At 67.5% G+C, this 25,599-nt stretch carries 22 protein-coding genes; 17 read left to right on the forward strand and 5 right to left on the reverse strand.

From position 1 onward, the window contains the following. Positions 1 to 9 precede the first annotated feature (9 nt). From MnOB_RS03950 to MnOB_RS04000, 11 genes are all read left to right on the forward strand, one after another. The gene (locus tag MnOB_RS03950; protein ID WP_077522238.1) at positions 10 to 1,374 is read left to right on the forward strand and encodes a DUF1329 domain-containing protein; all 1,365 of its coding nucleotides are present in this window, start codon (positions 10 to 12) and stop codon (positions 1,372 to 1,374) included. 56 nt (positions 1,375 to 1,430) lie between these two features. Next, entirely contained in the window at positions 1,431 to 2,519 is a 1,089-nt protein-coding gene (locus MnOB_RS03955) for a WD40/YVTN/BNR-like repeat-containing protein (RefSeq protein ID WP_077522240.1), read from the forward strand. Between the two features lie 4 nt (positions 2,520 to 2,523). After that, a complete protein-coding gene (locus MnOB_RS03960; RefSeq protein ID WP_077522242.1) occupies positions 2,524 to 4,983 on the forward strand; it encodes an efflux RND transporter permease subunit in 2,460 nt (819 codons plus the stop codon). Between the two features lie 134 nt (positions 4,984 to 5,117). Further along, positions 5,118 to 6,317, forward strand: coding sequence for an MFS transporter (locus MnOB_RS03965; protein ID WP_077522244.1), 1,200 nt, complete (start codon positions 5,118 to 5,120; stop codon positions 6,315 to 6,317). Between the two features lie 18 nt (positions 6,318 to 6,335). Continuing rightward, on the forward strand, positions 6,336 to 6,926 hold the full coding sequence (locus MnOB_RS03970; RefSeq protein ID WP_077522246.1) for a malonic semialdehyde reductase: 591 nt from the start codon (positions 6,336 to 6,338) through the stop codon (positions 6,924 to 6,926). Beyond that, the gene (locus MnOB_RS03975) at positions 6,923 to 7,699 is read left to right on the forward strand and encodes an SDR family NAD(P)-dependent oxidoreductase (RefSeq protein ID WP_077522248.1); all 777 of its coding nucleotides are present in this window, start codon (positions 6,923 to 6,925) and stop codon (positions 7,697 to 7,699) included. The genes MnOB_RS03970 and MnOB_RS03975 overlap by 4 nt, the downstream gene beginning before the upstream one ends. 11 nt (positions 7,700 to 7,710) lie before the next feature. Next, on the forward strand, positions 7,711 to 8,283 hold the full coding sequence (locus MnOB_RS03980; RefSeq protein WP_077522250.1) for a cupin domain-containing protein: 573 nt from the start codon (positions 7,711 to 7,713) through the stop codon (positions 8,281 to 8,283). Beyond that, a complete protein-coding gene (locus tag MnOB_RS03985; RefSeq protein ID WP_077522252.1) occupies positions 8,280 to 9,272 on the forward strand; it encodes a fumarylacetoacetate hydrolase family protein in 993 nt (330 codons plus the stop codon). The genes MnOB_RS03980 and MnOB_RS03985 overlap by 4 nt, the downstream gene beginning before the upstream one ends. After that, positions 9,263 to 10,237, forward strand: a complete 975-nt coding sequence (locus MnOB_RS03990; RefSeq protein ID WP_077522254.1) for an NAD-dependent epimerase/dehydratase family protein — start codon at positions 9,263 to 9,265, stop codon at positions 10,235 to 10,237. The genes MnOB_RS03985 and MnOB_RS03990 overlap by 10 nt, the downstream gene beginning before the upstream one ends. Positions 10,238 to 10,248: 11 nt before the next feature. Then, on the forward strand, positions 10,249 to 11,037 hold the full coding sequence (locus MnOB_RS03995) for a cyclase family protein (RefSeq protein WP_077522256.1): 789 nt from the start codon (positions 10,249 to 10,251) through the stop codon (positions 11,035 to 11,037). A 15-nt stretch (positions 11,038 to 11,052) separates the two neighbouring features. Next, entirely contained in the window at positions 11,053 to 12,690 is a 1,638-nt protein-coding gene (locus MnOB_RS04000) for an arylsulfatase (protein ID WP_077522258.1), read from the forward strand. Positions 12,691 to 12,811: 121 nt separating this feature from the next. On the opposite strand, the gene MnOB_RS04005 is transcribed toward MnOB_RS04000, so the two are convergent. From MnOB_RS04005 to MnOB_RS04015, 3 genes are all read right to left on the reverse strand, one after another. Continuing rightward, complete coding sequence (locus tag MnOB_RS04005; protein ID WP_077522260.1) at positions 12,812 to 14,227, reverse strand: MFS transporter; 1,416 nt, start codon at positions 14,225 to 14,227, stop codon at positions 12,812 to 12,814. A 291-nt stretch (positions 14,228 to 14,518) separates the two neighbouring features. Continuing rightward, positions 14,519 to 15,454, reverse strand: a complete 936-nt coding sequence (locus MnOB_RS04010; protein ID WP_077522262.1) for a VOC family protein — start codon at positions 15,452 to 15,454, stop codon at positions 14,519 to 14,521. A gap of 22 nt (positions 15,455 to 15,476) precedes the next feature. After that, complete coding sequence (locus MnOB_RS04015) at positions 15,477 to 16,634, reverse strand: alpha/beta hydrolase family protein (protein ID WP_077522264.1); 1,158 nt, start codon at positions 16,632 to 16,634, stop codon at positions 15,477 to 15,479. Between the two features lie 330 nt (positions 16,635 to 16,964). Here MnOB_RS04015 and MnOB_RS29760 point away from each other — a divergent pair, with 330 nt between their 5' ends. Further along, a complete protein-coding gene (locus MnOB_RS29760; protein ID WP_077522266.1) occupies positions 16,965 to 18,947 on the forward strand; it encodes a methyl-accepting chemotaxis protein in 1,983 nt (660 codons plus the stop codon). A 3-nt stretch (positions 18,948 to 18,950) separates the two neighbouring features. On the opposite strand, the gene MnOB_RS04025 is transcribed toward MnOB_RS29760, so the two are convergent. Then, on the reverse strand, positions 18,951 to 19,874 hold the full coding sequence (locus tag MnOB_RS04025; RefSeq protein WP_077522268.1) for a LysR family transcriptional regulator: 924 nt from the start codon (positions 19,872 to 19,874) through the stop codon (positions 18,951 to 18,953). A 190-nt stretch (positions 19,875 to 20,064) separates the two neighbouring features. On the opposite strand from MnOB_RS04025, the gene MnOB_RS04030 reads away from it, so the two are divergent. Both MnOB_RS04030 and MnOB_RS04035 read left to right on the forward strand, forming a co-directional pair. Next, entirely contained in the window at positions 20,065 to 21,189 is a 1,125-nt protein-coding gene (locus MnOB_RS04030; protein WP_077522270.1) for an FAD-dependent oxidoreductase, read from the forward strand. A gap of 91 nt (positions 21,190 to 21,280) precedes the next feature. Further along, the gene (locus tag MnOB_RS04035; RefSeq protein ID WP_077522272.1) at positions 21,281 to 22,234 is read left to right on the forward strand and encodes a PDR/VanB family oxidoreductase; all 954 of its coding nucleotides are present in this window, start codon (positions 21,281 to 21,283) and stop codon (positions 22,232 to 22,234) included. An 84-nt stretch (positions 22,235 to 22,318) separates the two neighbouring features. Here the strand turns inward: MnOB_RS04035 and MnOB_RS04040 are convergent, their stop codons facing one another. After that, the gene (locus tag MnOB_RS04040; RefSeq protein ID WP_077522274.1) at positions 22,319 to 22,927 is read right to left on the reverse strand and encodes a TetR/AcrR family transcriptional regulator; all 609 of its coding nucleotides are present in this window, start codon (positions 22,925 to 22,927) and stop codon (positions 22,319 to 22,321) included. Positions 22,928 to 23,108: 181 nt separating this feature from the next. Here MnOB_RS04040 and MnOB_RS04045 point away from each other — a divergent pair, with 181 nt between their 5' ends. The 3 genes from MnOB_RS04045 to MnOB_RS04055 are packed head-to-tail and all read left to right on the forward strand — an operon-like array spanning position 23,109 to position 25,553. Further along, positions 23,109 to 24,170 (forward strand): aromatic ring-hydroxylating oxygenase subunit alpha, encoded by a 1,062-nt coding sequence (locus MnOB_RS04045; protein ID WP_077522276.1) that lies wholly within the window; start codon positions 23,109 to 23,111, stop codon positions 24,168 to 24,170. 58 nt (positions 24,171 to 24,228) lie between these two features. Continuing rightward, complete coding sequence (locus tag MnOB_RS04050) at positions 24,229 to 24,654, forward strand: Rieske (2Fe-2S) protein (protein ID WP_077522278.1); 426 nt, start codon at positions 24,229 to 24,231, stop codon at positions 24,652 to 24,654. Further along, entirely contained in the window at positions 24,630 to 25,553 is a 924-nt protein-coding gene (locus MnOB_RS04055; protein WP_077522280.1) for a LysR family transcriptional regulator, read from the forward strand. The genes MnOB_RS04050 and MnOB_RS04055 overlap by 25 nt, the downstream gene beginning before the upstream one ends. Positions 25,554 to 25,599 lie beyond the last annotated feature (46 nt).

Here is a 25,599-nt window from a genome sequence, read left to right on the forward strand (position 1 = left end):
GACTTGCGCATGACTATCCCGTTCACTCTCAAGAGCTTCTGTCTGGCCCTGGTTGGCGCCGCCGCCCTTGGCCTGCAACCCGCTCTCGCCGCCAGCGTGGATGACCTGGGCAAGAGCCTGACCCCGCTGGGCGCGGAGCGCGCCGGCAACAGCGACGGCAGCATCCCGGCCTGGGATGGCGGCTACACCAAGGTGGACCCGTCGTTCAAGGAAGGTGGCAAGCGCGGCGATCCCTTCGCCGCCGACAAGCCGCTGTACAGCATCACCGCGAAGAACCTGGACCAGTACGCCGACAAGCTAAGCGATGGCGTCAAGGCCATGTTCAAGCGTTACCCCGAAACCTATCGCATTGACGTCTACCCCACACGCCGAAGCGCTGCGGCGCCGCAGTGGGTTTACGACAACACCCTGAAGAACGCAGAGAACGCCAAGCTGGTGGACAGCAGCGCCGGCCCGGTACCGGAAGGCGCCTTTGGCGGCATCCCGTTCCCGGTGCCGAAGAGCGGCGCCGAGGCCATGTGGAACCACCTGCTGAATTGGCGCGGCACCTCGGTGGCGATGGATTTCCGCCACTACCTGATGACCGCCGATGGTGCGCAGGTTATGACCACTGATGGCAAGGCCGTGCAGGAGATGCCCTATTACTACCAGGACGGTAGCGCCGCCACCTTCGAGGGTGACTACTGGCTGTTCCGCCTGCTCAACGTCGGCCCGCCCCTGCGTGCCGGCGAGCAGATCATGGGGCGCACCAACCTCAACGGCGACAAGTCCCAGGCCCACGTCTACCTGACCGGCCAGCGCCGCGTGCGCAAGCTGCCCAACGCCTGCTGCGACACACCGACTCCGGCTACCGCCGGGGTGATGTCTTTCGACGAGCTGAGCGTGTTCCAGGGCCGCATGGACCGCTTCGACTGGAAGCTGGTGGGCAAGCAGGAGATGTACATCCCCTACAACACCAACAAAGTGCAGACCGCCGCCAAGCCGGAAGACCTGTTCGACAAGCATCACCTGAACCCCGACTACGTGCGCTGGGAACTGCACCGCGTCTGGGTAGTGGAAGCCGACCTCGCCCCCGGCAAGCGCCACCAGCTTCCCAAGGGCCGCTATTACCTCGACGAGGACACCTGGCAGGCGCTTCTGGGCGACCGCTGGGATGCCAATGGCCAATTGGCCAAGACCCTCTGGTCGCTGCCGGCTGTGATGCCGGACCTGCCCGCCGTGGCCCAACTGTCCTCGGGCTTCTACGACCTGGTGTCCGGTGCCTGGTTCATCCAGAACCTTTACGCCGGCAAGGACCAGCAGTACGGCCTGGTCGAGCGTTACAAGCCGGCGGAGTTCTCCCCGGCGGCGATGGCGGGACGTGGCGTGCGTTGATGAAGTTAGGGGAGGGCGCCAGCCCTCCCCGGGTCTGGCTGAATTCGAGGTAGAACATGAACAGATTGCGTCAGGTGAGCGGCCTGCTGCTGGCCCTCGCCCTGCCGATCGCGGCCCCTTGCCTGGCCGACGCCAAGGGCGTCGGCGATGTACTGGAAAGCCCCGCGATGCAGGTGCCCAATGCCGAGCGCGCGGTGTTCACCGACCTGGCCCGCGCCGGTGATCGCCTGGTGGCGGTGGGCGAGCGGGGCCTGGTCCTGCTATCCGACGACAACGGTCAGCACTGGCGCCAGGCCCAGGTGCCGGTGTCGGTGGGGCTGACCGCCGTGCAGTTCGTCGACGCCAGCCATGGCTGGGCGGTCGGCCATGCCGGCGTGGTTCTGGCGACCACCGACGGTGGCGAAAACTGGGCGTTGCAGCTCGACGGCCGTCGCGCCGCGCAGCTGGAACTGGATGCCGCGCGCCATGAACTGCCGGCTGCGGCGGACGCCGAAGCTGCCGAGACTCGGGTGCAGACCGCCGAACGCCTGGTGGAGGAGGGCGCAGATAAGCCCCTCCTGGCCCTGGCCTTCAGCGACGCCGAGCGTGGGCTGGTGGTGGGGGCCTACGGCCTTGCCCTGCGCACCGAGGATGGCGGAACCACCTGGCGCTCGGTGATGGGCGCCATCGACAACCCCATGGGCCTGCACCTCTACGCCGTGGCCCGTCAGGGCGTGGCCTGGTTCCTTGCCGGCGAGCAGGGCTACCTGGCGCGTTCGCCGGATGGCCAGCAGTTCCAGCAACTGGAGAGCCCTTATGCCGGCACCCTGTTCACCCTCGCAAGCCGTGCCGACGGGGCGCTGCTGATCGGCGGGCTCAAGGGACACGCCTTCCTCCTCGCGAAAGACGCCGACAGCGCGGAAGCGTTGCCGATGATGGCGCCGCTGTCCTTCAGCGACGCCATCTGCCTGGATGACGGTCGTGTGCTCCTGGCCAACCAGGCCGGCGGCCTGTTCGCCAGCACGTCAGGCCACTTCGCCCCGGCCACAAAACCTCTGGGCAAACCGGTTTCGGGAATCATTCAGGCCGCCGACGGCAGCCTGGTCCTCGCTGGTTTCACCGGCCTGTCGCGCCTGCCGCAGTCCGCCGTTTCCGCTTTGGAGTGAGTTCATGAATTCCGCTCGCCAAGCCATTCCGTCCGGCCAGGACGCGTTCGATCCCCGTTCCGGCTCGCTGGTGGAACGGGCCCTGTTCAATCACCGTCACTGGGTGCTGTTGCTATGCCTGGTGACCACTGTGCTACTCGGCTGGCAGTCGACCCGCCTGGAACTGAACGCCAGCTTCGAGAAGATGATCCCCACCGGACATCCGTACATCGCCAACTACCTGGCCAACCAGAAGGAACTGTCGGGGCTGGGCAACGCCCTGCGCATCGCCGTCGCCCACCGCAATGGCGACATCTACGACGCCGACTATCTGCGCACCCTGCAGGCGCTTAGTGATCAGATTTACCTGCTGCCAGGTGTCGACCGGGCCTATATGAAGTCCCTATGGACGCCGGCCACGCGTTGGGTGTCGGTGACAGAAGAAGGGCTCGACGGAGGGCCGGTGATTCCGGACGAGTACGACGGCAGCGCCGCGTCCCTCGCCGATCTGCGGCGCAACGTGCAGCTGTCCAATGAGATCGGCCAACTGGTGGCCTTCGACCAGCGCTCCAGCATCATCTACGTGCCGCTGCTGGCGCGTACGCCGGATGGCAAGCCGCTGGACTACCGGGCGCTGGCCGACCATCTGGAGGCCCTGCGCGGCCAGTACGAGAGCGACAGCGTCGACATCCACATCACCGGCTTCGCCAAGAAGGTGGGCGATCTTATCGAAGGCCTGGAGCAGATCCTGCTGTTCTTCGCTGTCGCCATCCTCATCACCACCGTGGTGCTCTATGGCTACACCCGCTGCGTGCGCAGCACGGTACTGGTGGTGCTCTGCTCGCTGGTGGCGGTGGTCTGGCAACTGGGCCTGCTGCCGCTGCTGGGCTACGAGCTGGACCCGTACTCGGTGCTGGTGCCCTTCCTGGTGTTCGCCATCGGCATGAGCCACGGCGCGCAGAAGATGAACGGCATCATGCAGGACATCGGCCGCGGCATGCACCGCGTGGTCGCGGCGCGCTTCACCTTCCGCCGCCTGTTCCTCGCCGGCCTCACCGCGCTGCTCTGCGACGCGGTCGGTTTCGCCGTGCTGATGATCATCCAGATCCAGGTGATCCAGGACCTGGCGATCATCGCCAGCATCGGCGTCGCCGTGCTGATCTTCACCAACCTGATCCTGCTTCCGGTGCTGCTCTCCTATGTCGGCGTCAGCCCGCGTGCCGCCGAACTCAGCCTGAAGAGTGAGCGAGCGGAGCAGGGCGGCCAGGCTAGGCACCCGTTCTGGCGTTTCCTCGACCTCTTCACCCGCAAGCCCTGGGCGGCGATCTGCGTGGGCGTCAGCCTGGTGATGGCGGTGCTCGGCTTCATGGTCAGCTTGCACCTGGCCATCGGCGACCTGGACGCCGGCGCCCCCGAGCTGCGCCCGGACTCGCGCTACAACCAGGACGACGCCTTCATGACCCGCAGCTACGGGGCCAGCAGCGATCTCTTCGCGATCATGGTGCGCACGCCGGACAGCGTATGCGCGCGCTACGACATCCTGCGCAAGGTGGACGAACTGGACTGGCAGCTGCGCAGCCTGCCGGGGGTGGATTCCACCAACTCCCTGGCGCTGCTCAACCGCCGCATGCTGGTGGGCCTCTCCGAAGGCAGCCCAAAGTGGTACGAGCTTCAGAACAACCAGGCGATGCTCAACATGATCACCGCCAGCGCACCGCGCGGTCTGTACAACGAGTCCTGCAGCCTGCTGACGCTCTACGTCTACCTGACTGATCACAAGGCCGAGACCCTGACCCGCCTGGTGGAGCACGTCGAAGCATTCGCCGCGGCCAACGACACGGACGAGGTGAAGTTCCAGCTGGCCGCCGGCAACGCCGGGATCGAGGCCGCCACCAACATCGTGGTCAAGGAAGCTAACCGCGAGATGCTGTTCTGGGTCTACGGCGCGGTGATCCTGCTCTGCCTCATCACCTTCCGCTCCTGGCGCGCGACCCTCTGCGCGGTGATTCCGCTGATGCTCACCTCGATCCTCTGCGAGGCGCTGATGGTCTGGCTCGGCATCGGCGTGAAGGTGGCCACGCTGCCGGTGATCGCCCTCGGGGTGGGCATCGGCATCGACTACGCGCTCTACGTGATGAGCATCATGCTCGGCCACCTGCGTCAGGGCGCCAGCCTCTCCGAGGCCTATTACCGGGCGCTGGTCTCCACCGGCAAGGTGGTGATGCTCACCGGGGTGACACTGGCCATCGGCGTCGGCACCTGGATCTTCTCGCCCATCAAGTTCCAGGCCGACATGGGCGTGCTGCTGGCCTTCATGTTCGTCTGGAACATGGTCGGCGCCCTGGTCCTGCTGCCGGCGCTCGCCTACTTCCTGCTGCCGGCCACCCGCCTTGGTGACGCACTAGCCGAAGACTCGGCGCTGCCGGCGCAACGGCGCGAGGCGCGTACCGACCAGGCGCTGCTGCTGGATGCCGTGAATTCCTGAAACCACAGAACAACAACAAGAGCCGATCGCGATGACACGACTGATCACCACCTTGCGAAGTATCTGGAAAACCCTGCCTGCGGCTGTCGGGCATTACTCCGAAGGCGCCTATGGCTTCATGCCGGAGGTGCGCTATGAGCGTCGCTGAACGCCAGGCGGGTCTGCCGCAATCGCTGTTGCTGCTGATCGGCAGCTGCCTGCCAGTGCTCGGTGCGGTGCTCCTGGCACCGGTGTTGCCGCGCATGCAGGCACACTTTGCGGAAACGCCGGGAGCCGCGGTGCTGGCGCCCATTGCCCTGACCATCCCAGCGCTGGTGATCGCCCTGCTGGCGCCCTTCGCCGGCATGATCGTCGACCGCCTTGGGCGCAAGCCGCTGCTGCTCGCCTCGATGCTGCTCTATGCCTTTTGCGGCCTGCTGCCGTTGTGGCTGGACTCGCTGCCGGCGATCGTCGCCAGCCGCGCCGGCCTGGGCCTGGCGGAGGCGGGCATCATGACCTGCTGCACCACCCTGATGGGCGACTACTACCAAGGCGCGCGCCGCGAGCGACTGTTCGCCTTGCAGATGGTCGCCACTTCCCTGTCGGCCGCCGTGTTCATCGCCCTGGGCGGTGCCCTGGGGCAGGACGACTGGCGAACCCCGTTCGTACTCTACGCCGTGGGTCTGCTGTTCATGCCGCTGATGGCGGCGCTGCTCTGGGAACCCACGCCCAGCGTCGGCGACGTGCATGTCAGTGAAGCCGGGCGCTTCCCCTGGGGCGCGCTGCTGCCGCTGTACGGGCTAACGGTGCTGGCGGGTATCAGCCTGTTCATCGTGCCGGTGCAGGCCGGTTTCCTGCTGGCCCTGCTGCATGTGGATGCGCCGCAGCAAATAGGCATGACCATGGGCGCCAATCAGCTGGGGGTGCTGGCCGGGGCCCTGAGCTTCCGCCTGTTGGCGGGGCTGCGCCGCCCGCTGTTGTTGCTGCTGGCCTTTGCCACCGCAGGGCTCGGCGGTTGGCTCATGGCCAGTGCCGCCAGCCATGCCCTGCTGATCGTGGCGGTGCTGGTCAATGGCCTGGGCATCGGCCTGCTGCTGCCGACCCTGATCACCTGGGTGATGAGCCAGGTCAGCTTCGCCCAGCGCGGACGGGCCACCGGCGGTTTCACCGCCGCCCTGTTCGCCGGCGAGTTCATCAGCCCGCTGGTGGTTCTGGCCCTGACCCACGGCGAAGCCGGTGCTCTGCCGGCGGCCCTGACTCTGGTGGCCATCGCCCAGTTGTTCCTGGCCGTCGCCTGCCTGGCACTGCCCTGGCTGTTCCGCCCGCTGGCTGCGCCGGCCACCAGCCTGTCCTGAACCTTTTCGGAGTACCCCATGGCCCATCCTCTGGATTCCGCCGCTGTCGACCAACTGTTCCTCAAGGCCCGCTCGCACAACCTCTGGCAGGACCGCGAGGTGCCCGAGGCACTGATTCACCAGCTCTACCAGGCCCTGCGCCAGGGCCCCACCAGCAACAACTGCAGTCCGGCACGCTTCGTCTTCGTGCGCAGTCCGGAGGCCAAGCAAAAGCTACTGCCGGCCCTCAAGGGCCATAACGGCGACAAGATGCTGCAGGCGCCGGTGACCGTCATCGTCGCCTGGGACAGCCGCTTCTTCGAACTGTTGCCCGAGCTGTTCCCGATCTATGACGCCGGCGCGGCCTACCGTGACAATCCGCAGGCGGCGTTCACCGCCGCGCTGCGCAACAGCAGCCTGCAGGGCGCCTACCTGATCCTCGCAGCGCGCACCCTGGGCCTGGACTGCGGCCCCATGTCCGGCTTCGACAACGCCCAGGTGGACGCCACTTTCTTCTCGGACGGCCGCTGGCGCAGCAACTTTCTTTGCTGCCTGGGCTATGGCGATGACACGGGCCTGCGCCCGTCCGGACCGCGCCTGTCCTTCGAGCAGGGGTGCCGCATCCTATGAGCAGCTCGCTGTTTTCCCTCGAAGGCCGGGTCGCGCTGATCACTGGCGCAACCCGTGGTATCGGCCTGGCCATCGCCCGTGAATACGGTCGCGCCGGTGCGAGCCTGGCCATCAGCAGCGAGAACGCCGACGACTGCCAGCGCGTGGCGGCCGAGCTGCGCGGCGAAGGCTTCGTCGTGACCAGCATTGCCGCGGATCTCGCCCAGCCGGACGAGGTCCGCGCACTGGCACGGCAGGTGCTCGACCAGTACGGGCGGATCGATGCGCTGGTGTGCAATGCCGGCGTGGCGCCGCACTTCGGCCCGCTGCACAGCGCCGATGAAGCGGCCTGGCGCCTGACCATGGGGATCAACCTGGAAAGCGCTGTGTGGCTGAGCAACGAGCTGTTGCCGGTGATGGCGGAGCAGGGCGGCGGCAGCCTGGTGTTGATGGCCAGCATCGCCGGCGTACGCGGCAACAAGGCCCTGGGGCTCTACGGCCTGTCGAAGGCAGCTCTGGTCCAGCTGGCGCGCAACCTCGCGGTGGAGTGGGGCCCGGCCAACATTCGCGTCAACGCCATCAGTCCCGGTGTGATCCAGACCGAATTCGCCCGGCCCCTGACCGACAACCCCGAAGTGATGCAGCGCCGCCTGGAGCTGACTCCCCTGCGCCGGGTCGGCCGGCCGGAAGAGGTGGCGGCCTTGGCGTTGCTGCTGGCCGCCCCGGGCGGCGCCTTCATTAATGGACAGAACATCATCGTCGACGGTGGCACCACCATCGGCGACGGCAATTGAAAGGAGTTTCCATGCACGCACTTCCCCCCTTCAAACGCGTGGTCACCGGCCACGACGCCACAGGCCAGGCCGTGGTTGCCATGGCTGGCCCGACGCCAAACAACTTCCCGCTCAAAGCGGTGCCCGGCACCCTGTTCTACGAGGTGTGGAACAGCACCACTAGCCCGGCAACCCTGGACAACGGCGACGACCCCACCGCCAAGGCACTGCAACTGTCTCCCGACGCCCTGGGCAGCGTGATCCGCGTGGTGGATATCCCGCCGGACAGCGTGCAGAACCAGGTCAGCGCCGAAGACGCGGCCGCCGTCTTTGCCGAGATCGGTGAAGCCCACGCCGGCACTGGCAAGGCTGATTCGAAGCACAAGCTGATGCATCGCACCGAGACCCTGGACTACGGCATCGTCACCGAGGGGGAGGTCTGGCTGGTGCTGGATGGCGAGGAAATCCACCTCAAGCGCGGCGACATCGTGGTCCAGCGCGGCACCAACCACGCCTGGAGCAACCGCACCGAGGCCATGGCGCGGATGGTCTTCATCCTGCTGGACGGCCGCTACGCACCGGCGCTGGCGGAGGTGTTGAAATGAAGCTCGCCACCCTGGCCGATGGCAGCCGCGACGGGCGCCTGCTGCTGGTGTCCCGCGACCTGACCCGCGCGGTGGACGCCACCGATATCGCTCCCACGCTGCAGGCGGCGGTGGATCATTGGTGGAGCCTGGAGGAGGACCTGCGCAGCCGCTACGACGCTCTCAACCGGGGCGAACTCGAGGACGCCTTTGACTTCGATCCAGCCGACGTCCTGGCGCCGCTGCCCCGGGCCTGGCAATGGCTGGACGGCTCCTGCTTCCTCAGCCATGGCGAGCTGATGCAACGCGCGTTCAACCTCGATCCTATCGAAGGCGTGGAGATTACGCCGCTGATGTACCAGGGTGCTGGTGACGACTTCCTCGGCGCTCGCCAGGACATCCCGCTGCCCAACGAGGCCCATGGCATCGACTTCGAGGGTGAGTTCGCCGTGCTGGTGGACGAGGTGCCCATGGGCTGCACCGCGGAGCAGGCGCTGGGCCATATCCGCCTGGTGCTGCAGGTAAACGACGTCAGCCTGCGGGCCCTCGCACCCCGGGAAATGAACACCGGCTTCGGCTTCGTCCAGGCCAAGTCCTCCTCCAGCTTCGCTCCGGTAGCTGTGACCCCAGACGAGCTGGGCGACGCCTGGCGCGACGGCCGTGTGCACTTGCCGTTGAACGTCGAATGGAACGGGCAGTGGTTCGGCCATCCCCATGGCGGTGCCATGCACTTCGGCTTCCACCAGTTGATTGCCCACGCGGCCCTGACCCGCCGCCTCGCCGCCGGCAGCATTCTGGGTTCGGGCACCGTTTCCAACGCCGATCGTAGCGTCGGCTCGGCCTGCATCGCCGAGCGCCGCGCCATCGAAATGATCGCCCAGGGGGCGCCAGCCACCGGCTTCATGCGCTTTGGCGACAGGGTGCGCATGGAGGCGCGCAACAGCGACGGATCAGTGCTGTTCGGCGCCATCGACCAGCGGGTGATTCAGGGAGGTTCGCCATGCGTGTGATGGTCACCGGGGCCGGGGGCTTTCTCGGCCGGCAACTGGTCCAGCGCCTGCTGGAGTCGGGCAGCCTGCGCGGCCACAGGATTGAGGCGCTGGTACTGCTCGACCAGCGCCTCGACGGCTTCGCGGCGGACCACCGCCTGCGTCTGCTGGAGGGCAGCATCACCGATCCCACACTGCTGCGCCGGGCCCTGGCCGACGGCATGGACGTGGTCTTCCACCTGGTGAGCATCCCCGGTGGCGCCGCGGAGCGTGAGTATGGCCTGGGTCACCAGGTCAACCTGCTAGCCAGCCTGGAGCTGCTGGATCAGCTGCGCCGCACGGCACGCCCAGCGGTGTTGGTGTACGCCAGCAGCGTGGCGGTGTACGGCGCCGACCTGCCCAAGCGCATGGACGAGGGGCTGATGCCACGCCCGGCGCTGTCCTACGGCGCCCACAAGCTGATGGTGGAAACCCAGATCAGCGACCTGGCCCGCCGTGGCGAAGTGGATGGCCGCGTCTTGCGGCTGCCCGGCATCGTCGCACGGCCCCGCGAGCCAAATGGGTTGCGCTCGGCCTTCATGAGCGACCTGATGCATGCCCTGGCTGCAGGTGAAGCCTACGAGTGCCCGGTGTCTCCCAGCGCCACCGCCTGGTGGATGTCGGCTCGCTGCTGCGTCGACAACCTGCTGCATGCCGCCGAACTCGACAACCCCGGGGCGCAACCCATCTGGCAACTGCCGGTGCTGCAGCTATCCGTCGCCCAGGTGGTCGAGGCACTGGCCGAAGCCTTCGGCGACGACCGCCGGGAGCTGGTCAGCTACCAGCCCGACGCCGGCCTGGAGGCCCTGTTCGGTCGCTATCCACCCCTGCGTACGCCACTGGCCCGGACCCTGGGCTTCCGCCACGACGGCTCGGCCCAGGCCCTGGTGCGCAACGCGCTGAGTGCCACGTCCCGGCGTACCCACGCCATTGAACGAACCGCTTGAGAACCGCCGCCATGACCCTTGCCCGCAAACGCCGCCTGGTCGACCTTTCCGTCACCCTGGACAACAACCCCTACACCGATCCGCCGCCGCTTCTGCCGAGGATCGACTACATGGACCACCAGCAGGGTTGGCCGGAAATGGCCGCGATGTTCCCCGGCCTGTCCATCGACCAGATGCCGGGCAAGGAATCCTGGGCCGCCGAGCGCCTGGCCATCACCACCCACAGCGGCACCCACATGGACGCGCCCTGGCACTACGCCTCCACCACCGATGGCGGCAAGCCGGCCTTCGGCATCGACGAACTGCCCCTGGAGTGGTGCCTGCAGCCGGGGGTGAAGCTGGATTTCCGCCAGTTGCCCGACGGCCATGTGGTCACTGCCGCCGAAGTGGAAGCCGAACTGGCACGCATCGGTCACGAGCTGCAACCGCTGGACATTGTGCTGGTGAACACAAGCGCCGGCAGCCTGTTCGGCCAGTCGGGCTACCTGGAAGCCGGTGTCGGCATGGGCCGCGAGGCCACGCTCTACCTGCTGGAGCGCGGCGTGCGGGTGGTGGGCACCGACGCCTGGAGCTGGGACGCGCCGTTCAAGTACACCCGCGAGCGCTTCGCCGAATCGGGGGATGCCTCGATCATCTGGGAAGGGCACAAGGCCGGGCGCGACATCGGCTACGGCCAGATGGAAAAGCTCGCCAACCTCGACAGCCTGCCGGTGAGCGGCTTCCTGGTGTCCTGCTTCCCCTACAAGATCAAGCATGCCTCGGCGGGCTTCGTCCGCGCCGTAGCCATCTTCGAAGAATGAGAAAAGGAGTTCCCCGTGCGCTTTTCCCTGCTGCTGGCTGCCCTGGCTTGCCTGGCGCCGCTTCATGCCGGTGCCGCCGAGCGGCCCAATATCCTGCTGATCGTCGCCGATGACCTGGGTTACTCAGACCTGGGCGCCTTCGGTGGCGAGATCGCCACGCCGAATCTGGACCGCCTGGCCGAAAGCGGCCTGCAGCTGACCAACATGTACGCTGCGCCCACCTGTTCGCCAACGCGGGCGATGCTGATGTCCGGCACCGACAACCACCTGGCCGGGCTGGGCACCATGGGTGAGGCGATCCAGCCCTTCCAGCGCGGCAAGCCGGGCTACGAGGGTTACCTCAACCAGCAGGCTCATTCCATCGCCGAGCTGCTGCAGGGTGGTGGCTACCGCACCAGCATGGTAGGCAAGTGGCACCTGGGCCTAGCCCCGGAGCAGGGGCCCGACCGGCGCGGCTTCGAGCAGTCTTTCACCCTGCTGGAGGGCGGCGCCGTGCACTTCAAGCCGACGGCGGGCGCCGCGACCAAGCTCGAACAGGTCACCTACCGTGAGAACGGTCGCCCGGTGGAGCTGCCGGCGGATTTCTACTCCACGGATTTCTACACCGACAGGCTGATCGGCTACCTGAAGGCGGGGGAAGGCAGCGGCAAGCCGTTCTTCGCTTACGCCGCCTACACCTCGCCACACTGGCCGCTACAGGCGCCGGAGGCTTACCTGGACAAGTACCGGGGTCGCTACGACGGCGGTTATGACGCAATCCGCCAGGGGCGAATCGAGCGAATGAAGACCATGGGCCTGCTGCCCGCGGACTTCCAGAGTGCCGCGCCTTTGCCCGCGAGCCCGCAACTGCCCGATTGGGATCACCTGAACGCCGCGCAGAAGCGCGTCGAGGCCCGCAAGATGGAGATCTACGCGGCCATGGTCGACAACCTCGACCACAACGTCGGTCGCCTGCTCGACTACCTGCGCGAGAGCGGCCAGCTGGACAACACCCTGGTGGTGTTCATCTCCGACAATGGCGCCGCTGGCGAGCGCCACGAGCAGTTCTACCCGGCCGGTCCCGACACCGACAACAGCCTGGCGAACCTTGGTCGGCGCGGCTCGCAGATCGACTACGGTCTGCGTTGGGCCGAGGTGAGCGCGGCGCCCCTGCGGCTGTTCAAGGGCAGCACCGCCGAGGGCGGTATCAGCGTCCCGGCCATCGTGCTGTTGCCAGCCAGCCTCCGTCGCCAGGGACTGGAGCGCAGCGTCGCGCGGGTGGATGAACTGGCGCCGACCTTCCTCGCCCTGGCTGGTCTGCCCGATCCGGGTGACAGCTGGAAGGACCAGCCGAAGCACCCCATCACCGGCCGTTCGATGCTGGCCATGCTGGAAGGCCAGGGCCGCCCCGAACCAGTCATGGCCGGGGAGCTGTTCGGCAGCCGCTACTACCGCGAAGGCAACCTGAAACTGCTCGGCTTGGTGCCCTGGGGCAAGCCCGGTGACGTTCCGCCGCCGCTCCGCTGGCAGCTGTTCGACCTGTCCCGGGATCGCGGCGAGCAGCGGGACCTGGCAGCTGAACAGCCGGCAACCCTGGAGCGCCTCAAGGGGGCCTGGCTGGACTATGCGCGCCGGGTCGGGGTGGTCGCGCCGCCGGTTGCAGGGGTGCAATGAGGCCGAAGCGCCTGTGCTGCATCGCCCTGGATTCAAACGAGGCGATGGGTTTCGTTCCTCGACCGATCCTACGGGCTGGAGCCAGTTCGTCGGATGGGTCGGGCGGTGCGCGCAGCGCACCCTACGCCCGGCGCAGCGGCAGGTCCTCCAGGCGCAGGGCGATCAGCAGCGGTAGCAGGGCGACCAGGCTGTCCAGCAGCAACAGCTGGCGGAAGGCCTCGCCGGCGAGTGCGCCGCCGGCCAGTTCGAGGGCGTCGCTCGGCGCTTCCGGCGAGAGCAGCCAGTAAAGGCTGGACAATGCTGCTACCCCTAGTGCACCGCCGAGGCCGCGCGCGAGGCCGCAGAGACCGGTGGCGACGCCCAGGTGCTCGGTCGGCACGGCGTTCTGCACCGCCACCAGGGAGGTGGGGAACTGCATGCCGAGGGCGGCGCCACAAAGCAGCAGCACCAGCAGATGACCGCCGGCGGACAGCGGTAGCCAGGCCCAGGCCAACAAGGCCAACGGCAGCAGTGCGCTGCCGGTGACCAGCAGGCCTTTGTAGCGACCCCAGTGGGCACTCAGCCGTCCCCCCAGGTAGGCGCCAAGGGGCGCACCGAAGGCGATAGCGGTGAGCTGTGCGGTGCTGCTGGAAAGCCCCTGACCACTGGCGTGCAGGGGAATCAGCACGGCCAGGCCAATCGCCTGGAAACTGGCGAAGAACAGCAGCAGCCAGCCGCCCCGTGCCGTCGCGATGCGCAACAGCGGCAGGGGGATCAGCGGATCGCTGGCGCGCTTCTGGCTGGCGACGAACAGCGGCAGTGCCACGGCGCACAACCCCAGCGCGGTGAGGTTGCCGGCGTCCAGAGGATCCACCGCGTGGCCGACACGGCCAACCAGCCAGAGTAGGGAGGCCAGGCCCAGGGACAGCAGGGCGGCGCCCAGGTAGTCGATGGGTGAGTCCCGGCGCTGCTGCACCAGGGACTTCAGCGCTGGGCGCGCCAACAGGAAGCACAGTACCCCCAGGGGCAGGTTCAGCCAGAACACCCAGTGCCAGGACAGCCGCGTGCTGAGGCCGGTACCCAGCACTGGCCCGGCAAGGCTCGCCAGGGCGAACATGCTGCTGAACCAGCCCTGGTAGCGGCCGCGCTCGGCGGGCTCCACCAGGTCGCCAACCAGGGCCTGGGTAGTGGCCATGAGGCCGCCGGCGCCGATGCCCTGCAGCAGCCTGGCAGCCACCAATTCACCCATGTCGCGGGCCAGCGCGCAAAGCACTGAGGCCAGGACGAACAGCAGCAGGGCGACGGCCAGCATCCGCCGGCGACCCAACTGGTCGCCCAGTTTGCCGAACAGCGGCGTGGCCACCGTCATCGCCAGCAGATAACCGGAAACCACCCAGGCCAGCAGTTCGGCACCGGACAGTTGGCGGGCTATGGCGGGCAGGGCGGCGGCCACGATGGTCTGGTCGAGGGCGGCCATGAACAGGCCCAGCATCAGGCCGGGCAGCAGGCTGCGCAATTGCGCATGGCCGGCGGGGAGGTGGCGGGGTGGCGCGTTCATCGAATTCCTTGGCGGGAGGTCGGTGGCGTGACGAATGGCGTACAGGTTAAGGGATTGACCGATGTCCCTTACAGCCTGTCGCCATGGGGAACACCGGTCCGAGGGGATGAAAAAGGCGGGGCCATGCCTTGTGGGCGGGGTCCGTGGCGTTGGCGAAGTGACTGATCGTCACCATGCCATGGGCGCAAAAAGACTCCCGGGCCAGCCGGCTCCCGGGAGTTGAGGCGGCAGGTTCCCCTTGCCCGGGGCGTGCGGCTCCGGGGGTGTGCCTGCCGATGACGACGGAGCGCGTCAATGCTTGGGCGGCGGACCACCCGGTGCCCATTTTTCCTGGTAGTGGAACAGGAAATATTGTGAATTGTCCGCGCCGGGCAGAGCCTCTCGGGCAGTCCAGCTTTCGTCGTGCAAGTCCATGTCGGCGTCGTACTCCACGTGGCAGCCCATGGGGCTGTTGAAGTACCAGAACCAGTTGGAACCCAACTGGTGGCGGCCGGGGCCCCAGAACGACTCGTAGCCCTGCTCCACCAGACGGGTGCCGGCCAGCATCACTTCGGTGGGGCCGCCCATGTGGAAGGTGAAGTGCTCAATGCCCTTCATGAACGGAGGTGTCTGGATCAGGAACAGGGTGTGGTGGTCCAGGGTGCCGGCCGGGCGCAGGAACGGCCCGACATCGGTGAAGCGGTCGGTGCAGACGAAGCCGATGCGCTGGTAGAAGGCTTCCGCTTTGGCGTAGTCAGGGACGAAGTAGACGACATGGGACAGGCTGCGGGGCAGGGCGGCCAGCTCGTCGCTGGCGCCCAGGGTATTGACCTCGCGGCTGAAGCTGGAACCAGGCGCATTGCTGATCTCGCCGGGCAGGTCGAGAGTGCGTCGGCAGGTAATCTGGAAACCGAGGGCAAAGCCCATGTCATCCACCACGCGAAGAACGCCGTCTTTACCACGGACTACGTCGCGATCTTTCGACAGCTCGGCCTCGATGGCCTGAAGAGTCGCTTCGTCGGCAACGCCATAGACCGTTTCACGAAGAGTGCTGGCGGTTTCCATCGCCTTCGGCAGGCGCGCGTCGTCGCGATGGCGAATGACGACGCCGGTGCCGTCCAGGGCTTCCAGGTAGCCGCCGGTTGCGTCGAGACCGCGTGGCTTGAGTCCATAGTCGGTGAGGTATTGCACGCAGGCGTCAACGTCGTCGACGCCGAACACCAGGTAATCAGGTCCGATGATCTTCATGGTCGGATTCTCGTTTTGGCAATCAGGCGGTACGGCCGCCGAGGGTCTCGGCGACCCAGTCGGCGATGTACTGGCCGGCATTGATGGAGTTGTCGAAGCTGGAGTGCTGCACACCGCCTTCGCGCGGGGTGAAGATCTTCAGTTCGCGCTTCGGGCTGTTCACCAACTGCTCGTAGGTACGGTGGGCCCACTTCAGCGGGATCTGCGAATCCTGTTCGCCGTGGGTGACCAGGAAGGGGACCTTGATGCGTTCCACCACACCGTCCAGGTGGACGTTCTCGGCGATGGTCATGAACTCGTCGACGTCCTTGCCGCCCCAGACCCAGCGCACGTGCTCCCAGTAGTGCGGCACCGGGAAGCTACCCTCGCGCTCCAGACGGCGTTTCTGCACGTCGCGCCAGTCATGGTTGGCGCCCCAGACCACACCACAGGCGAAGCGCGGTTCGAAGGCCACCACGCGGGGGCAGTAGTAGCCGCCGAGGGACACGCCTTCGCAGCCGATGCGGCTGGCGTCCACGTCCTCGCGGGTCTCCAGCCAGTCGAAGACGCGGCTGCCCCAGTGCTCAGCGTCGTAGCGGGCCTTCAGGTCATGTAGGCGCAGGGCCTCGCCGGTGCCCGGCTGGTCGATCAGCAACGAGGACACGCCACGCTTGGCCAGCCACATCGGCAGGCCGACGCGGTATTTCATTTCCTTGGTGGAATCCAGGCCGTTTAGCTGCACCAGCAGCGGTGCGGGGCCTTCCACACCCTCGGCACGAACGTACAGGCCGGAGATGACCTTGCCCTCGTAGGGTATCTCCACCCGTTCGCAGTTCTCGCCAGAGAGGGCGATGCCGCGGGCGAAGGTGTCGAGGAAGCGTTGGTACAGTTCCAGACGGCCGGGGGCACCGTGGGCCTGGAGGCGTTCACAGGTCAGGTAGTAGGTGGCGGCGCGGTTGTACTTCTCGCCGGCCGAGAGCAGGCGGCCTTTTTCTTCGTCCTCGCGGGCGAGGTCACAGAGCTTGTCGGCCATTTTCGACCAGGTTTCACGGAAGGCCCGGGTACCGGCGGCGTCGGGTTGTTTGGCGGCGTCCTGCAGGGGTTCGCACATCTCGACGATCTCGCCGATGCGGGCGCCCATTTCCAGGGCCAGGTCCACCGAGAGATTCCAGACGTAGTTCGTAGGGAAGTAACGGAACATGTTGTTGTTTTCCTTCTTCTGATCCGGGGCGCGCCTTCGCGGCGGTTGGCGCTGGGCGCAGGGCGGGCGCTCCCTGGATGACTGCTCCCGCATCAGGCAGTGATACGGGCGTCGACCACCCGGCTGGGGCGGCCCTGGCAAGCTCGCATGGGGGTAGGAATTGGACAAATCGCTTGTTCGGATGCCAGCTATCTGCCGGCGAGATACCTTGCGGCAACCATGGCCAACGGCGATGCCTCGCATCGCCAGTCTCGATTGGTTGGCTTGCAGCCGGGCTGGCTAGGGTACGCGGCCGCGCTTCCTGCGCCCGATCCGATGAGGAGGATGCCCTTGCCCGTTACCACTCCACGACACGAAAGAATCGCCACCTCGCTGTGGCGCTGGCTCGGCCACCTGAGCGTCGGCGGCAAGCTGTCTCTGGGCTTCGGCCTGGTGTTGGCCTGCACCCTGGGCATGGCCGTGGCCGCCTGGCAGGCGCTGCAGCTCACTCAGGCGAGTGCGGCCCAGCTGCGTGCACTCGACCACCTCCAGGCTGCACTGGCGGAGGCGCGTCTGGCGGAGCGGGCGTATGGCCTGGCGCCGTCGGCGGGCGCAGCAGGGGAGGTCGAGGCCGGGTTGCGCCGGCTGCGTGACGAGGCCCCACGGGTGGGCTCCGGAGACGTCTTCCGGGCGGCCCTGGAGGCCAGCGCCCAGGGTTATCTGGAGGCCTTCCGGGGCTATGCTGACGCTCGCCGCGTGGCGCTGGACGCTCGGTTGCGCATGCAGGGTCTGGCGGAGGACACCGGCGAACGTTTCAGCGGGCTGTTCCTCGACCAGGCGGATGACATCAATCTCGCGCTGGAGCAGGGTGCCGTGGTGGAGCCGCAGCAGATGCAGTTGCTGGAAGAGGCGGCCAGCCTGCGTGAGCGCCTGGCCCACCTGCGGGACTCCGAACTGTATTTTTCCCTGGAGGCGCATAAGCGCTACCGGGATGATTGGGAGAATCGGGTCAGCGAGCTGGGCAGCGCCCTGGCCAGCCTGGCCTCGCGCCTGGACGGCGAGCGGCGTGGTTCGCTCGACGAGGCGAGTCGCACGCTGGACCAGTATCGCCAGGCGTTCCTGCGCTTTGCCGCCAGCGGTGAAACCGCCGCCACCGCCCAGGCCGGCATGGCTAGCGCCGCCCTGCAGCTGACGACCCTGCTGGAGCGGGAACGGACGCTGCGCGCCGAGGCCGATGGCGCGATGCGCAAGCGCCTCGACCTGCAGCTGCTGGCCATGGTGCTGCTGGCGCTGGTGGCGAGCGTCGGCGCCTGCCTGGCGATCCGCCGCGCCATCGTCGCACCGTTGCGGCAGATGCTCGGCCTCGCCCGGCGGGTCGCGGCCGGCGACCTGGAGGAGGGGCCGCTGCCCGCTGCGCGGCGAGATGAACTGGGCCAGTTGGGCGAAGCCATCGGCCAGATGCTCTCGGCGCTGCGCGCCCTGGTCGGGCGGATAGGTGCGGAAGTGGCGCGGCTCGACCAGGCTGCCGGGTCCCTGGCCGGGATGGTCGAGCGCACCGGGCAGGGGGTGGATGCCCAGCGCCAGCAGGCCGACCGCGTTGCCGACGCCATGCGCCACATGACCCGTTCGGCGGCCCAGGTGAGCGCCCAGGTGGACGGCAGTCAGGCCGCCCTGGCGGACGCGGGAACGCTGATCCGCGAGGGCGACGCACTGATGCGCGAGGCCAGCGAAAGCCTGCAGCGGCTGTCACGGGAAGTGAGCGGCAGCGCCGCGTCCATGCAGGTGCTGGAAGCCCAGAGCGAGGCCATCACCGCGGTGCTCGACGTGATCAGTTCGGTGGCGGAGCAGACCAATCTGCTGGCCCTGAACGCCGCCATTGAGGCGGCTCGCGCGGGTGAGCACGGCCGGGGTTTCGCCGTGGTGGCGGACGAGGTGCGTGCCCTGGCCGGGCGCACGCGCAGCTCCACCGGCGAGATCGAGGCGATGATCCAGCGGCTCGGCCAACTGACCCGGGAAACCGCCGAAGGGCTGCGCGGCAGCCAGTGCCTGACCGCCGTGGGCGTGGACCTGGCCGGTCGCGCCAGCGGCGTGTTGGCCTCCATCACCGAAGCCATGGGGCAACTCGAACGCACCGGCCTGACCATCGCCCAGGCCGCCGCCCAGCAGCATGAAATGGTCTGTCGGGTGGACGAGTCGGTGGGCAAGGTGGGCGCGGTGGTGGAGCAGAACGCGCGGGACTGCGCCGAGCTGGAGGCGGCGTCCGACAGCCTGCAGCTGCTCAGCGCCAGCCTCGGCGGAGCGGTGGGGGCGTTCCACCAGAGCCAGGGTGCCTGAGGCTTAGGGCGAGACCGGAGACTCCGGTCGCTGGAGCATGTCGATCAGCTTTTCCCGCAGCCAGCGCAGCATGGGGTCGCGGTCCAGACTGCGGTGCCAGCTCATGTACTCCTGCATCGCCGGCAACTCCACCGGCGGTGGCAGGATGCGCAGCGGCAGATTGCGCGCGTAGAGCCGCGCCAGGCGGCTGTGCATGGTGGCGACGCGCTCGGTGCCGATCACCAGCTGGGGCAGGGTGTTGAAGTCGTGGGTAATGACTTCCAGGCGGCGCTTGCAGCCGTACTGGGACATGAACCACTCCTCGATGCCCGGCGTACGGCTGCGGCCGAAGGCGACGCTGACGTGCCCCAGCTCCAGGTAGCGCTCCAGGGTCAGGCGCTCACCGACGCTGGCGTTCTGGTCCCACACCACGCACACGTGCTGCTCCTCGAACAGGAGTTGGGAAGGGTGTTCCTTCACGACGTAATGCTCCGGCGCGATCATCAGGTCCACCTCGCCGCGCATCAGCATCTCGACGGCGGTCTCGCCGGGGCTGATGAGCTCGAAGGTGACCTGGGGCGCCTCGTGGTTGATCTCGCGGATTACCTCGGCGAAGAGCACGCTGATCAGGTAGTCCGAGGCCATGATGCGGAAGTGCCGCTTGCTCTCGGAGATGTCGTAGACCGGCTTGGCGGTGATGGAGGTCTGGATCTTCAGCAGGACCTCGCGTACCGGGATCTCCAGTTCCTTGGCCAATGGGGTGGGCATCATCTTGCGGCCCACCTGAACCAGCAGGTCGTCCTCGAAGTAGGTGCGCAGGCGTCCCAGCACGCCGCTGGTGGCTGATTGGGTCATGTGCAGGCGGGCGGCGGCGCGGGTGATGTTCTGTTCTTCCAGCAGTACATCCAGGGCCACCAGGAGGTTCAGATCCAGGTGCTTGAAGCGCATGTCAGGCGTCTCTTGTTGTATTTATTTTCGCGATACCCTGCATCCCGACTAACGATTAGTCAAATTGTTCCCGCCTTCCTAGCCTGTGCTTCCAAGGACCGCCCGGCGGTCCCCCTTCCCGAAAACGCTCGCCCGGGCCGCCGTGCTCGCGATGTCCCGTGCGTCACACAACAAGAACAAGGATTCATCCATGAGCGATATCAGCAAGGTACTCATCGTCGGTGGTGGCATCGGTGGTCTCTGCGCGGCCATCGCGCTGCGCCGCCAGGGCATCCCGGTGGACCTGGTGGAGATCAAGTCCGAGTGGACTGTCTACGGCGTCGGCATCATCCAGCAGAGCAATGTGGTGCGTGAAATGGCCCGTCTCGGCGTGCTCGACCGCTACCTGGACGCCGCCTATGCCTTCGACGACGTGGGCATCTACGACCTGCAGGGCAACGCCCGGGTACGGATTCCCGGCCAGCGACTGGCGGGCCCGGAGTACCCGGCCAACGTCGGTATTTCGCGCCTGGCCCTGCACCAGGTGCTGAGCGGCACAGCCATCGAACTCGGCGCCCAGGTGCGCCTCGGGCTCACGGTGGAGTCCTTCGAACAGGACGCCACGGGCGTCGACGTGACCTTCACCGACGGCAGCACCGGCCGCTACGACCTGGTGGTGGGCGCCGACGGCGTCTACTCGAAGATCCGCGGCATGCTCTTCGGCGAGACCTACACGCCGCGTTTCACCGGCCAGGCGGTGTGGCGCTACAACTTCCCCCGGCACAGTTCGATCGACCACCTGGCCAGCTACACCGGCGCCGAGGGCAACGCCGGCCTGGTGCCACTGGCCGACAACCTGATGTACATGTTCTCCACTTCCCACGAGCCGGGTAACCCCTGGTACGAGCCGGAGCATTTCGCCGAGCTGATGCGCGACCGCATCAAGCACATCGGCGGCCTGGTGGGCGAGCTGCGCGAGCAGATCACCGACAGCAGCCAGGTGGTGTACAAGCCCATGGAGGTGGTGTTCGTCGACGAGCCCTGGTTCAAGGGGCGCGTCCTGCTGATTGGCGACGCCGCCCACGCCACCACGCCGCACCTGGGGCAGGGCGCCGGCATGGCCATTGAGGACGCCCTGGTGCTGAGCCTGGAACTGGCCGGCGGCGGTTCGCTGGAAGAACGCCTGGAGCGCTTCATGGCGCGCCGCTTCGAGCGCTGCAAATACATCAGCGAGAACTCCATCCTCGCCGGGGATCGCGAGATGGCCCACGACGCCAGCTTCGACCGCATCGGTCTGACCAAGGCCATGCTGGCGCGCACCGCCGAGCCCATCTGAGCCCACGGCCGGTCCCGAACCCCGTTCCACTCCCCCGCGTATCCGCACCCGCGGATGCGCGGCCTTGTCTCATCCATGAGGTCAGCGATCCATGATCGAGGTCACGGTCACGCGCAAACTGCGAGAAGCCGAAGGCGTCTGCAGTTTCGAATTGGCCCGTGCCGACGGCGGCCCCTTGCCGCCGTTCAGCGCGGGCGCCCATATCGACGTACACCTGCCCAATGGCCAAGTGCGCCAGTACTCCCTGTGCAACCACCCGGACGAACGCCATCGCTACCTGATCGCGGTGCTGCTGGACCCTGCCTCCCGGGGCGGCTCCCGGGCCATGCATGAGCAGGTGGCGGAGGGGGCGACGATCCGCATCGGCGAGCCGCGCAACCTGTTTCCGCTGGAGCGGGGGGCCGGGCGGACGCTACTGTTCGCCGGCGGCATCGGGATCACGCCGATCCTCTGCATGGCCGAGCGGCTGGCCACGAGCGGCGCCCCCTTCGAACTGCACTATTGCAGCCGGGAGCAGGCGCGGACCGCATTCGTCGAACGTATTCGCCGTTCCGCCTTCCGCGACCAGGTGGTCTTCCACTTCGACGACCAGGGCGATGCGCAGCGCCTGCGTGCGTTCGAGCTTCTGGACGGCTACCGGGCCGGTGACCACCTGTACGTGTGCGGCCCCGGCGGCTTCATGAACCATGTACTCGGCGAGGCCCGCCGGGCCGGCTGGCCGGAAGCAGGCCTGCACCGCGAGTACTTCGCCGCCGAGCCCGTGGTCGGAGGCGAGGAGGGGGCGTTCGAGGTGCAGCTGGCCAGGGACGGGCGTTGCTTGCAGGTGCCCTCGGGGCGCAGCGTCGCCGACGTGTTGCTGGAGGCGGGAATCGACCTGCCGCTGTCCTGCGAGCAGGGCATTTGCGGCACCTGCCTGACCCGCGTGCTGGAGGGGGAACCGGAACACCGCGATATGTTCCTTACCGCCGCCGAGCGGGCGCAAAACGACCAGTTCACCCCTTGTTGTTCGCGCTCGCGTAGCCCTCGGCTGGTGCTGGACCTGTAGGAGGGATTTCAATCACGAATGAATTCGCTCCCACAGTACAGTCGGCCGTAGGGTGCGCCGCGCGCACCGCCAGCTGCGCGCGTCCTACATGCCTGGCAGCGGGCCCACGGCGGCGGTGATCACTGCCGCCTCGGTCTGCTCGCGGCTCAGCGCGCCCAGCATGTACGGCTTGAGCATGTTGCTCTGGCGCAGACGCGCGTAGCCGTAGAGGGTCGACCACATGGCGATCAGGCGGCCCTGCAGGCGATCGTCATCGGACTCCTCCAGGGCTTCGCGCAGGGTGGTCGCGATGCCGGTGTAGATCTGGTGAAGCACGGCGCCCAACTCATCTTCATCCTCCGCCTGTTGCAGCAGGCCCGAGTCGTACATCAGCAGGAACAGCCCCGGTTGCGCCTCGGCGAAGGAGAGGAAGGCGCGGCAGGCCGCTCGTGCCCTGTCCCCGGCCGTGCCGGTTTCCTGCGCCGTCTCGCCGTGGGCGTCCAGTAGCCGGCGGAAACCTTCACAGGCGCAGGCGCGCAACAGCGCATCGCGATCGGCGAAATGCCGGTAGGGCGCTCCCCTGGAAACCTCCAGCACCTGGGCCAGGTCGCGCAATGACAAGGCCTGGTAGCCCTGTTGCTCGACCGCCTCCAGGGCTGCGTCGATCAGGGATTGGCGAAGGTTTCCATGGTGGTACGCACGTGTCTCGTTCATGCCGATTGACCATTGACCGGAGTTGAAGGGATGACTAATGTGAGCGGTGCTTACATTTGCTCGATCGACCGTCCCGCGAGCCTGTTCCGCCGCTGCCACGGCGGGAAGGCGCGAGCATATCAGGGGGACGGGCGCTCGATGCAGGCAACCCTGTCAAAACGCCCATGAGGACAAGAACAAGATGAAATTCCTGAGCAACACCTGGTACGTCGCCGCCTGGGACGATGAGGTCAAGGCCGGCGAACTGTTCGCCCGTACCCTGCTCAACGAGTCCGTGCTCTTCTTCCGCGACGAGGCCGGCAATGTGCAGGCCATCCACAACCGATGCCCGCACCGTTTCGCGCCGCTGTCCATGGGCACGCTGTGCGACGGCCAGGTGCGCTGCGCGTACCACGGACTGGAGTTCGACGGCAGCGGCGCCTGCACCCGCAATCCCCATGGCGATGGCGCCATCCCCCGGGCGGCGCGGGTACGGGCCTTCCCGGTCGTGGAGAAACACAGCGTCATCTGGATCTGGATGGGAGATGTGGAGGCGGCGGACGAGGCATCGATCCCGGACTTCGGCTGCATGGACCCGACGCGCTACTACGTCGCCAAGCGATACCTGCATGCGCGGGCCAACTACGTGCTGGAGTCGGACAACATCCTCGACCTGTCCCACATCCAATACCTGCACCCGAGCACCCTCGGCAGCAGTGATGTCAGCCAGGCCATCACCCGCGTCGAGCAGCAGGGCGAGACGATCTGGTCGTACCGCCAGACCGTCGCCGAGATCATGCCGGACTTCCTCTACGGCGCCATGGGCATCGCCCACGGCACGCCGGTGGACCGCTGGATCGACGTGCGCTGGGACGCCCCGGCCAACATGCTCTTGCTGGCCGGCGCGGTGCCTACCGGGCAGCCGCGTGCCGAGGGCCGGGAAACCCCGCTGCCGCACCTGTTCACCCCGGAGACCGACACCACCACCCACTACTGGTTCTCCTTCCCCATCCCTCGCGAGATGGGCGAGCTGGGTGAGCGCATCGCCGAGGAGCAGGTGTCCGCCCTCAACCAGCCGTTCAGCACGGAGGACCTGCCAATGCTCGAAGCCCAGCAGGGGATGATCGGTGACGCCGATTTCTGGTCCCTGAAGCCGGTCCTGTTGCACGGCGATGCAGCCGCGGTGCGCGCCCGCCGTGTGCTGGACAAGCTGATCGCCGACGAGCAGGCGGCCCGGATCGACGTGCGCGCGGTCCAGGCCTGAGTATCCCGGCGGGCGATACCTCGCATCGCCACTCGCGATTGGTTGGGGCCGGCACGCCATGGCAGCCTGCGCCCCAACAGCATTTCCGAGACCGGCCGTGCCCGACGATCTGAACTACCTCTGCCACGACGACCAGTTGGAGGAGGGCCGTGCCCGTGGGTTCGACCCCTGGGGTCATGGCCGTGACACCGTGCTCGCCCTGCGCTGGCGCGGCCAAGTGCGGGTCTACCGCAACCTCTGCCCGCACCTGGACGTGGCCATGCAGTACCGCAAGGACCGCTTCATGTCCGGCGATGGACAGCACATCGTGTGCTTCGCCCATGGCGCGCTGTTCCGTCCCGACAACGGCTTCTGCGTGCTCGGCCCGTGCCTCGGCCAGTCGCTGCAGGCCCTTGCGGTAACGACCGACGCCGAGGGCGGCCTGTGGCTGGAGGGGCTTGCCGATACGGAGGAGCCGGCGTGCGCTTCCACGGTCTCGACCTGAACCTGCTGGTGGTGCTCGATGCGTTGTTTCTCGAGCGCCACGTCACCCGGGCGGCCAACCGCCTGCACCTGACCCAGTCGGCGGTGAGCGCCGCCCTGGGCCGGCTGCGCGAACACTTCCAGGACCCGCTGTTCGTCCTCGTGGGTGGGCGCATGCTGCCCACCGCGCTGATGCAGCGCCTGCAGCCGGACATCCACCAGGTGCTGGACGCTGCGCGCGGGATCGCCTTCGCCAATGTCCGCTTCGAGCCTGGGGAGACCCGGCGACGCTTCCGCATTATGGCTTCCGACTATGTAATGGCGGTGCTGCTGCCGGCGCTGCGCCAGCGCCTGGCCCAGGTGGCGCCCGGGGTGGACCTGCAGTTGCTCAGTCTGGTCCCGCAGCGCGGCGGCGAGGCCGGCGGCCTGGTGGACGAGGCTCTGGAGCAACGGCACTGCGACCTGGTGATCCTGCCCCATGCCCACGGCTCCGAACGCCATCCGCGACAGTCCCTGTTCGAGGATGGCTTCAGCGTCATCGCCTGCGCAGACAACCCGGCGCTGGCCGAGGGCCTGACGCTGGACCTGTACCTGGCGGCGCCCCATGTGGTGCGCGAGACGGGAGCCGGCGCCCAGGGCAGCATGGAGGCGGAATTCCTCGCCAGCCAGGGCCTGGACCGGCGCGTCGCGGTGGCCGTCGAACAGTTCGGGCTGATCCCCGAGTTTGTCGTCGGTGGCCCGTGCCTGGCGACCCTCCACAGCCGCCTGGCGCGACTCTACGCACGGCGCTTCCCACTACGGCTGCTGGTGCCGCCGCTGGCATTCCCGGCCACCCGCCAGGTGCTGCAGTGGCACGCCTGCCAGGACGGCGACCCGGCTCTGGCTTGGCTGCGCGGACTATTGGCGGAAGTGGCCGCCTGACGGGCGCGGCCATCAATTTCCTTCATGCCCGGCCAGCAGCAAACTT

The organism is Metapseudomonas resinovorans (genome assembly GCF_002003485.1).
Classification (GTDB): domain Bacteria; phylum Pseudomonadota; class Gammaproteobacteria; order Pseudomonadales; family Pseudomonadaceae; genus Metapseudomonas; species Metapseudomonas resinovorans_D.

Bases quoted from the DNA above. Each gene is read 5' to 3' on its own strand.
- MnOB_RS04040 (WP_077522274.1), bottom strand. From the start codon at position 22,927: ATGAACGAGACACGTGCGTACCACCATGGAAACCTTCGCCAATCCCTG.
- MnOB_RS03975 (WP_077522248.1), top strand. From the start codon at position 6,923: ATGAGCAGCTCGCTGTTTTCCCTCGAAGGCCGGGTCGCGCTGATCACT.
- MnOB_RS04005 (WP_077522260.1), bottom strand. From the start codon at position 14,227: ATGAACGCGCCACCCCGCCACCTCCCCGCCGGCCATGCGCAATTGCGC.
- MnOB_RS04045 (WP_077522276.1), top strand. From the start codon at position 23,109: ATGAAATTCCTGAGCAACACCTGGTACGTCGCCGCCTGGGACGATGAG.
- MnOB_RS03985 (WP_077522252.1), top strand. From the start codon at position 8,280: ATGAAGCTCGCCACCCTGGCCGATGGCAGCCGCGACGGGCGCCTGCTG.
- MnOB_RS04050 (WP_077522278.1), top strand. From the start codon at position 24,229: ATGGCAGCCTGCGCCCCAACAGCATTTCCGAGACCGGCCGTGCCCGAC.
- MnOB_RS03965 (WP_077522244.1), top strand. From the start codon at position 5,118: ATGAGCGTCGCTGAACGCCAGGCGGGTCTGCCGCAATCGCTGTTGCTG.
- MnOB_RS04015 (WP_077522264.1), bottom strand. From the start codon at position 16,634: ATGTTCCGTTACTTCCCTACGAACTACGTCTGGAATCTCTCGGTGGAC.
- MnOB_RS04030 (WP_077522270.1), top strand. From the start codon at position 20,065: ATGAGCGATATCAGCAAGGTACTCATCGTCGGTGGTGGCATCGGTGGT.
- MnOB_RS04010 (WP_077522262.1), bottom strand. From the start codon at position 15,454: ATGAAGATCATCGGACCTGATTACCTGGTGTTCGGCGTCGACGACGTT.
- MnOB_RS04035 (WP_077522272.1), top strand. From the start codon at position 21,281: ATGATCGAGGTCACGGTCACGCGCAAACTGCGAGAAGCCGAAGGCGTC.
- MnOB_RS03990 (WP_077522254.1), top strand. From the start codon at position 9,263: ATGCGTGTGATGGTCACCGGGGCCGGGGGCTTTCTCGGCCGGCAACTG.
- MnOB_RS03995 (WP_077522256.1), top strand. From the start codon at position 10,249: ATGACCCTTGCCCGCAAACGCCGCCTGGTCGACCTTTCCGTCACCCTG.
- MnOB_RS04025 (WP_077522268.1), bottom strand. From the start codon at position 19,874: ATGCGCTTCAAGCACCTGGATCTGAACCTCCTGGTGGCCCTGGATGTA.
- MnOB_RS03980 (WP_077522250.1), top strand. From the start codon at position 7,711: ATGCACGCACTTCCCCCCTTCAAACGCGTGGTCACCGGCCACGACGCC.
- MnOB_RS03970 (WP_077522246.1), top strand. From the start codon at position 6,336: ATGGCCCATCCTCTGGATTCCGCCGCTGTCGACCAACTGTTCCTCAAG.
- MnOB_RS03955 (WP_077522240.1), top strand. From the start codon at position 1,431: ATGAACAGATTGCGTCAGGTGAGCGGCCTGCTGCTGGCCCTCGCCCTG.
- MnOB_RS03960 (WP_077522242.1), top strand. From the start codon at position 2,524: ATGAATTCCGCTCGCCAAGCCATTCCGTCCGGCCAGGACGCGTTCGAT.
- MnOB_RS03950 (WP_077522238.1), top strand. From the start codon at position 10: ATGACTATCCCGTTCACTCTCAAGAGCTTCTGTCTGGCCCTGGTTGGC.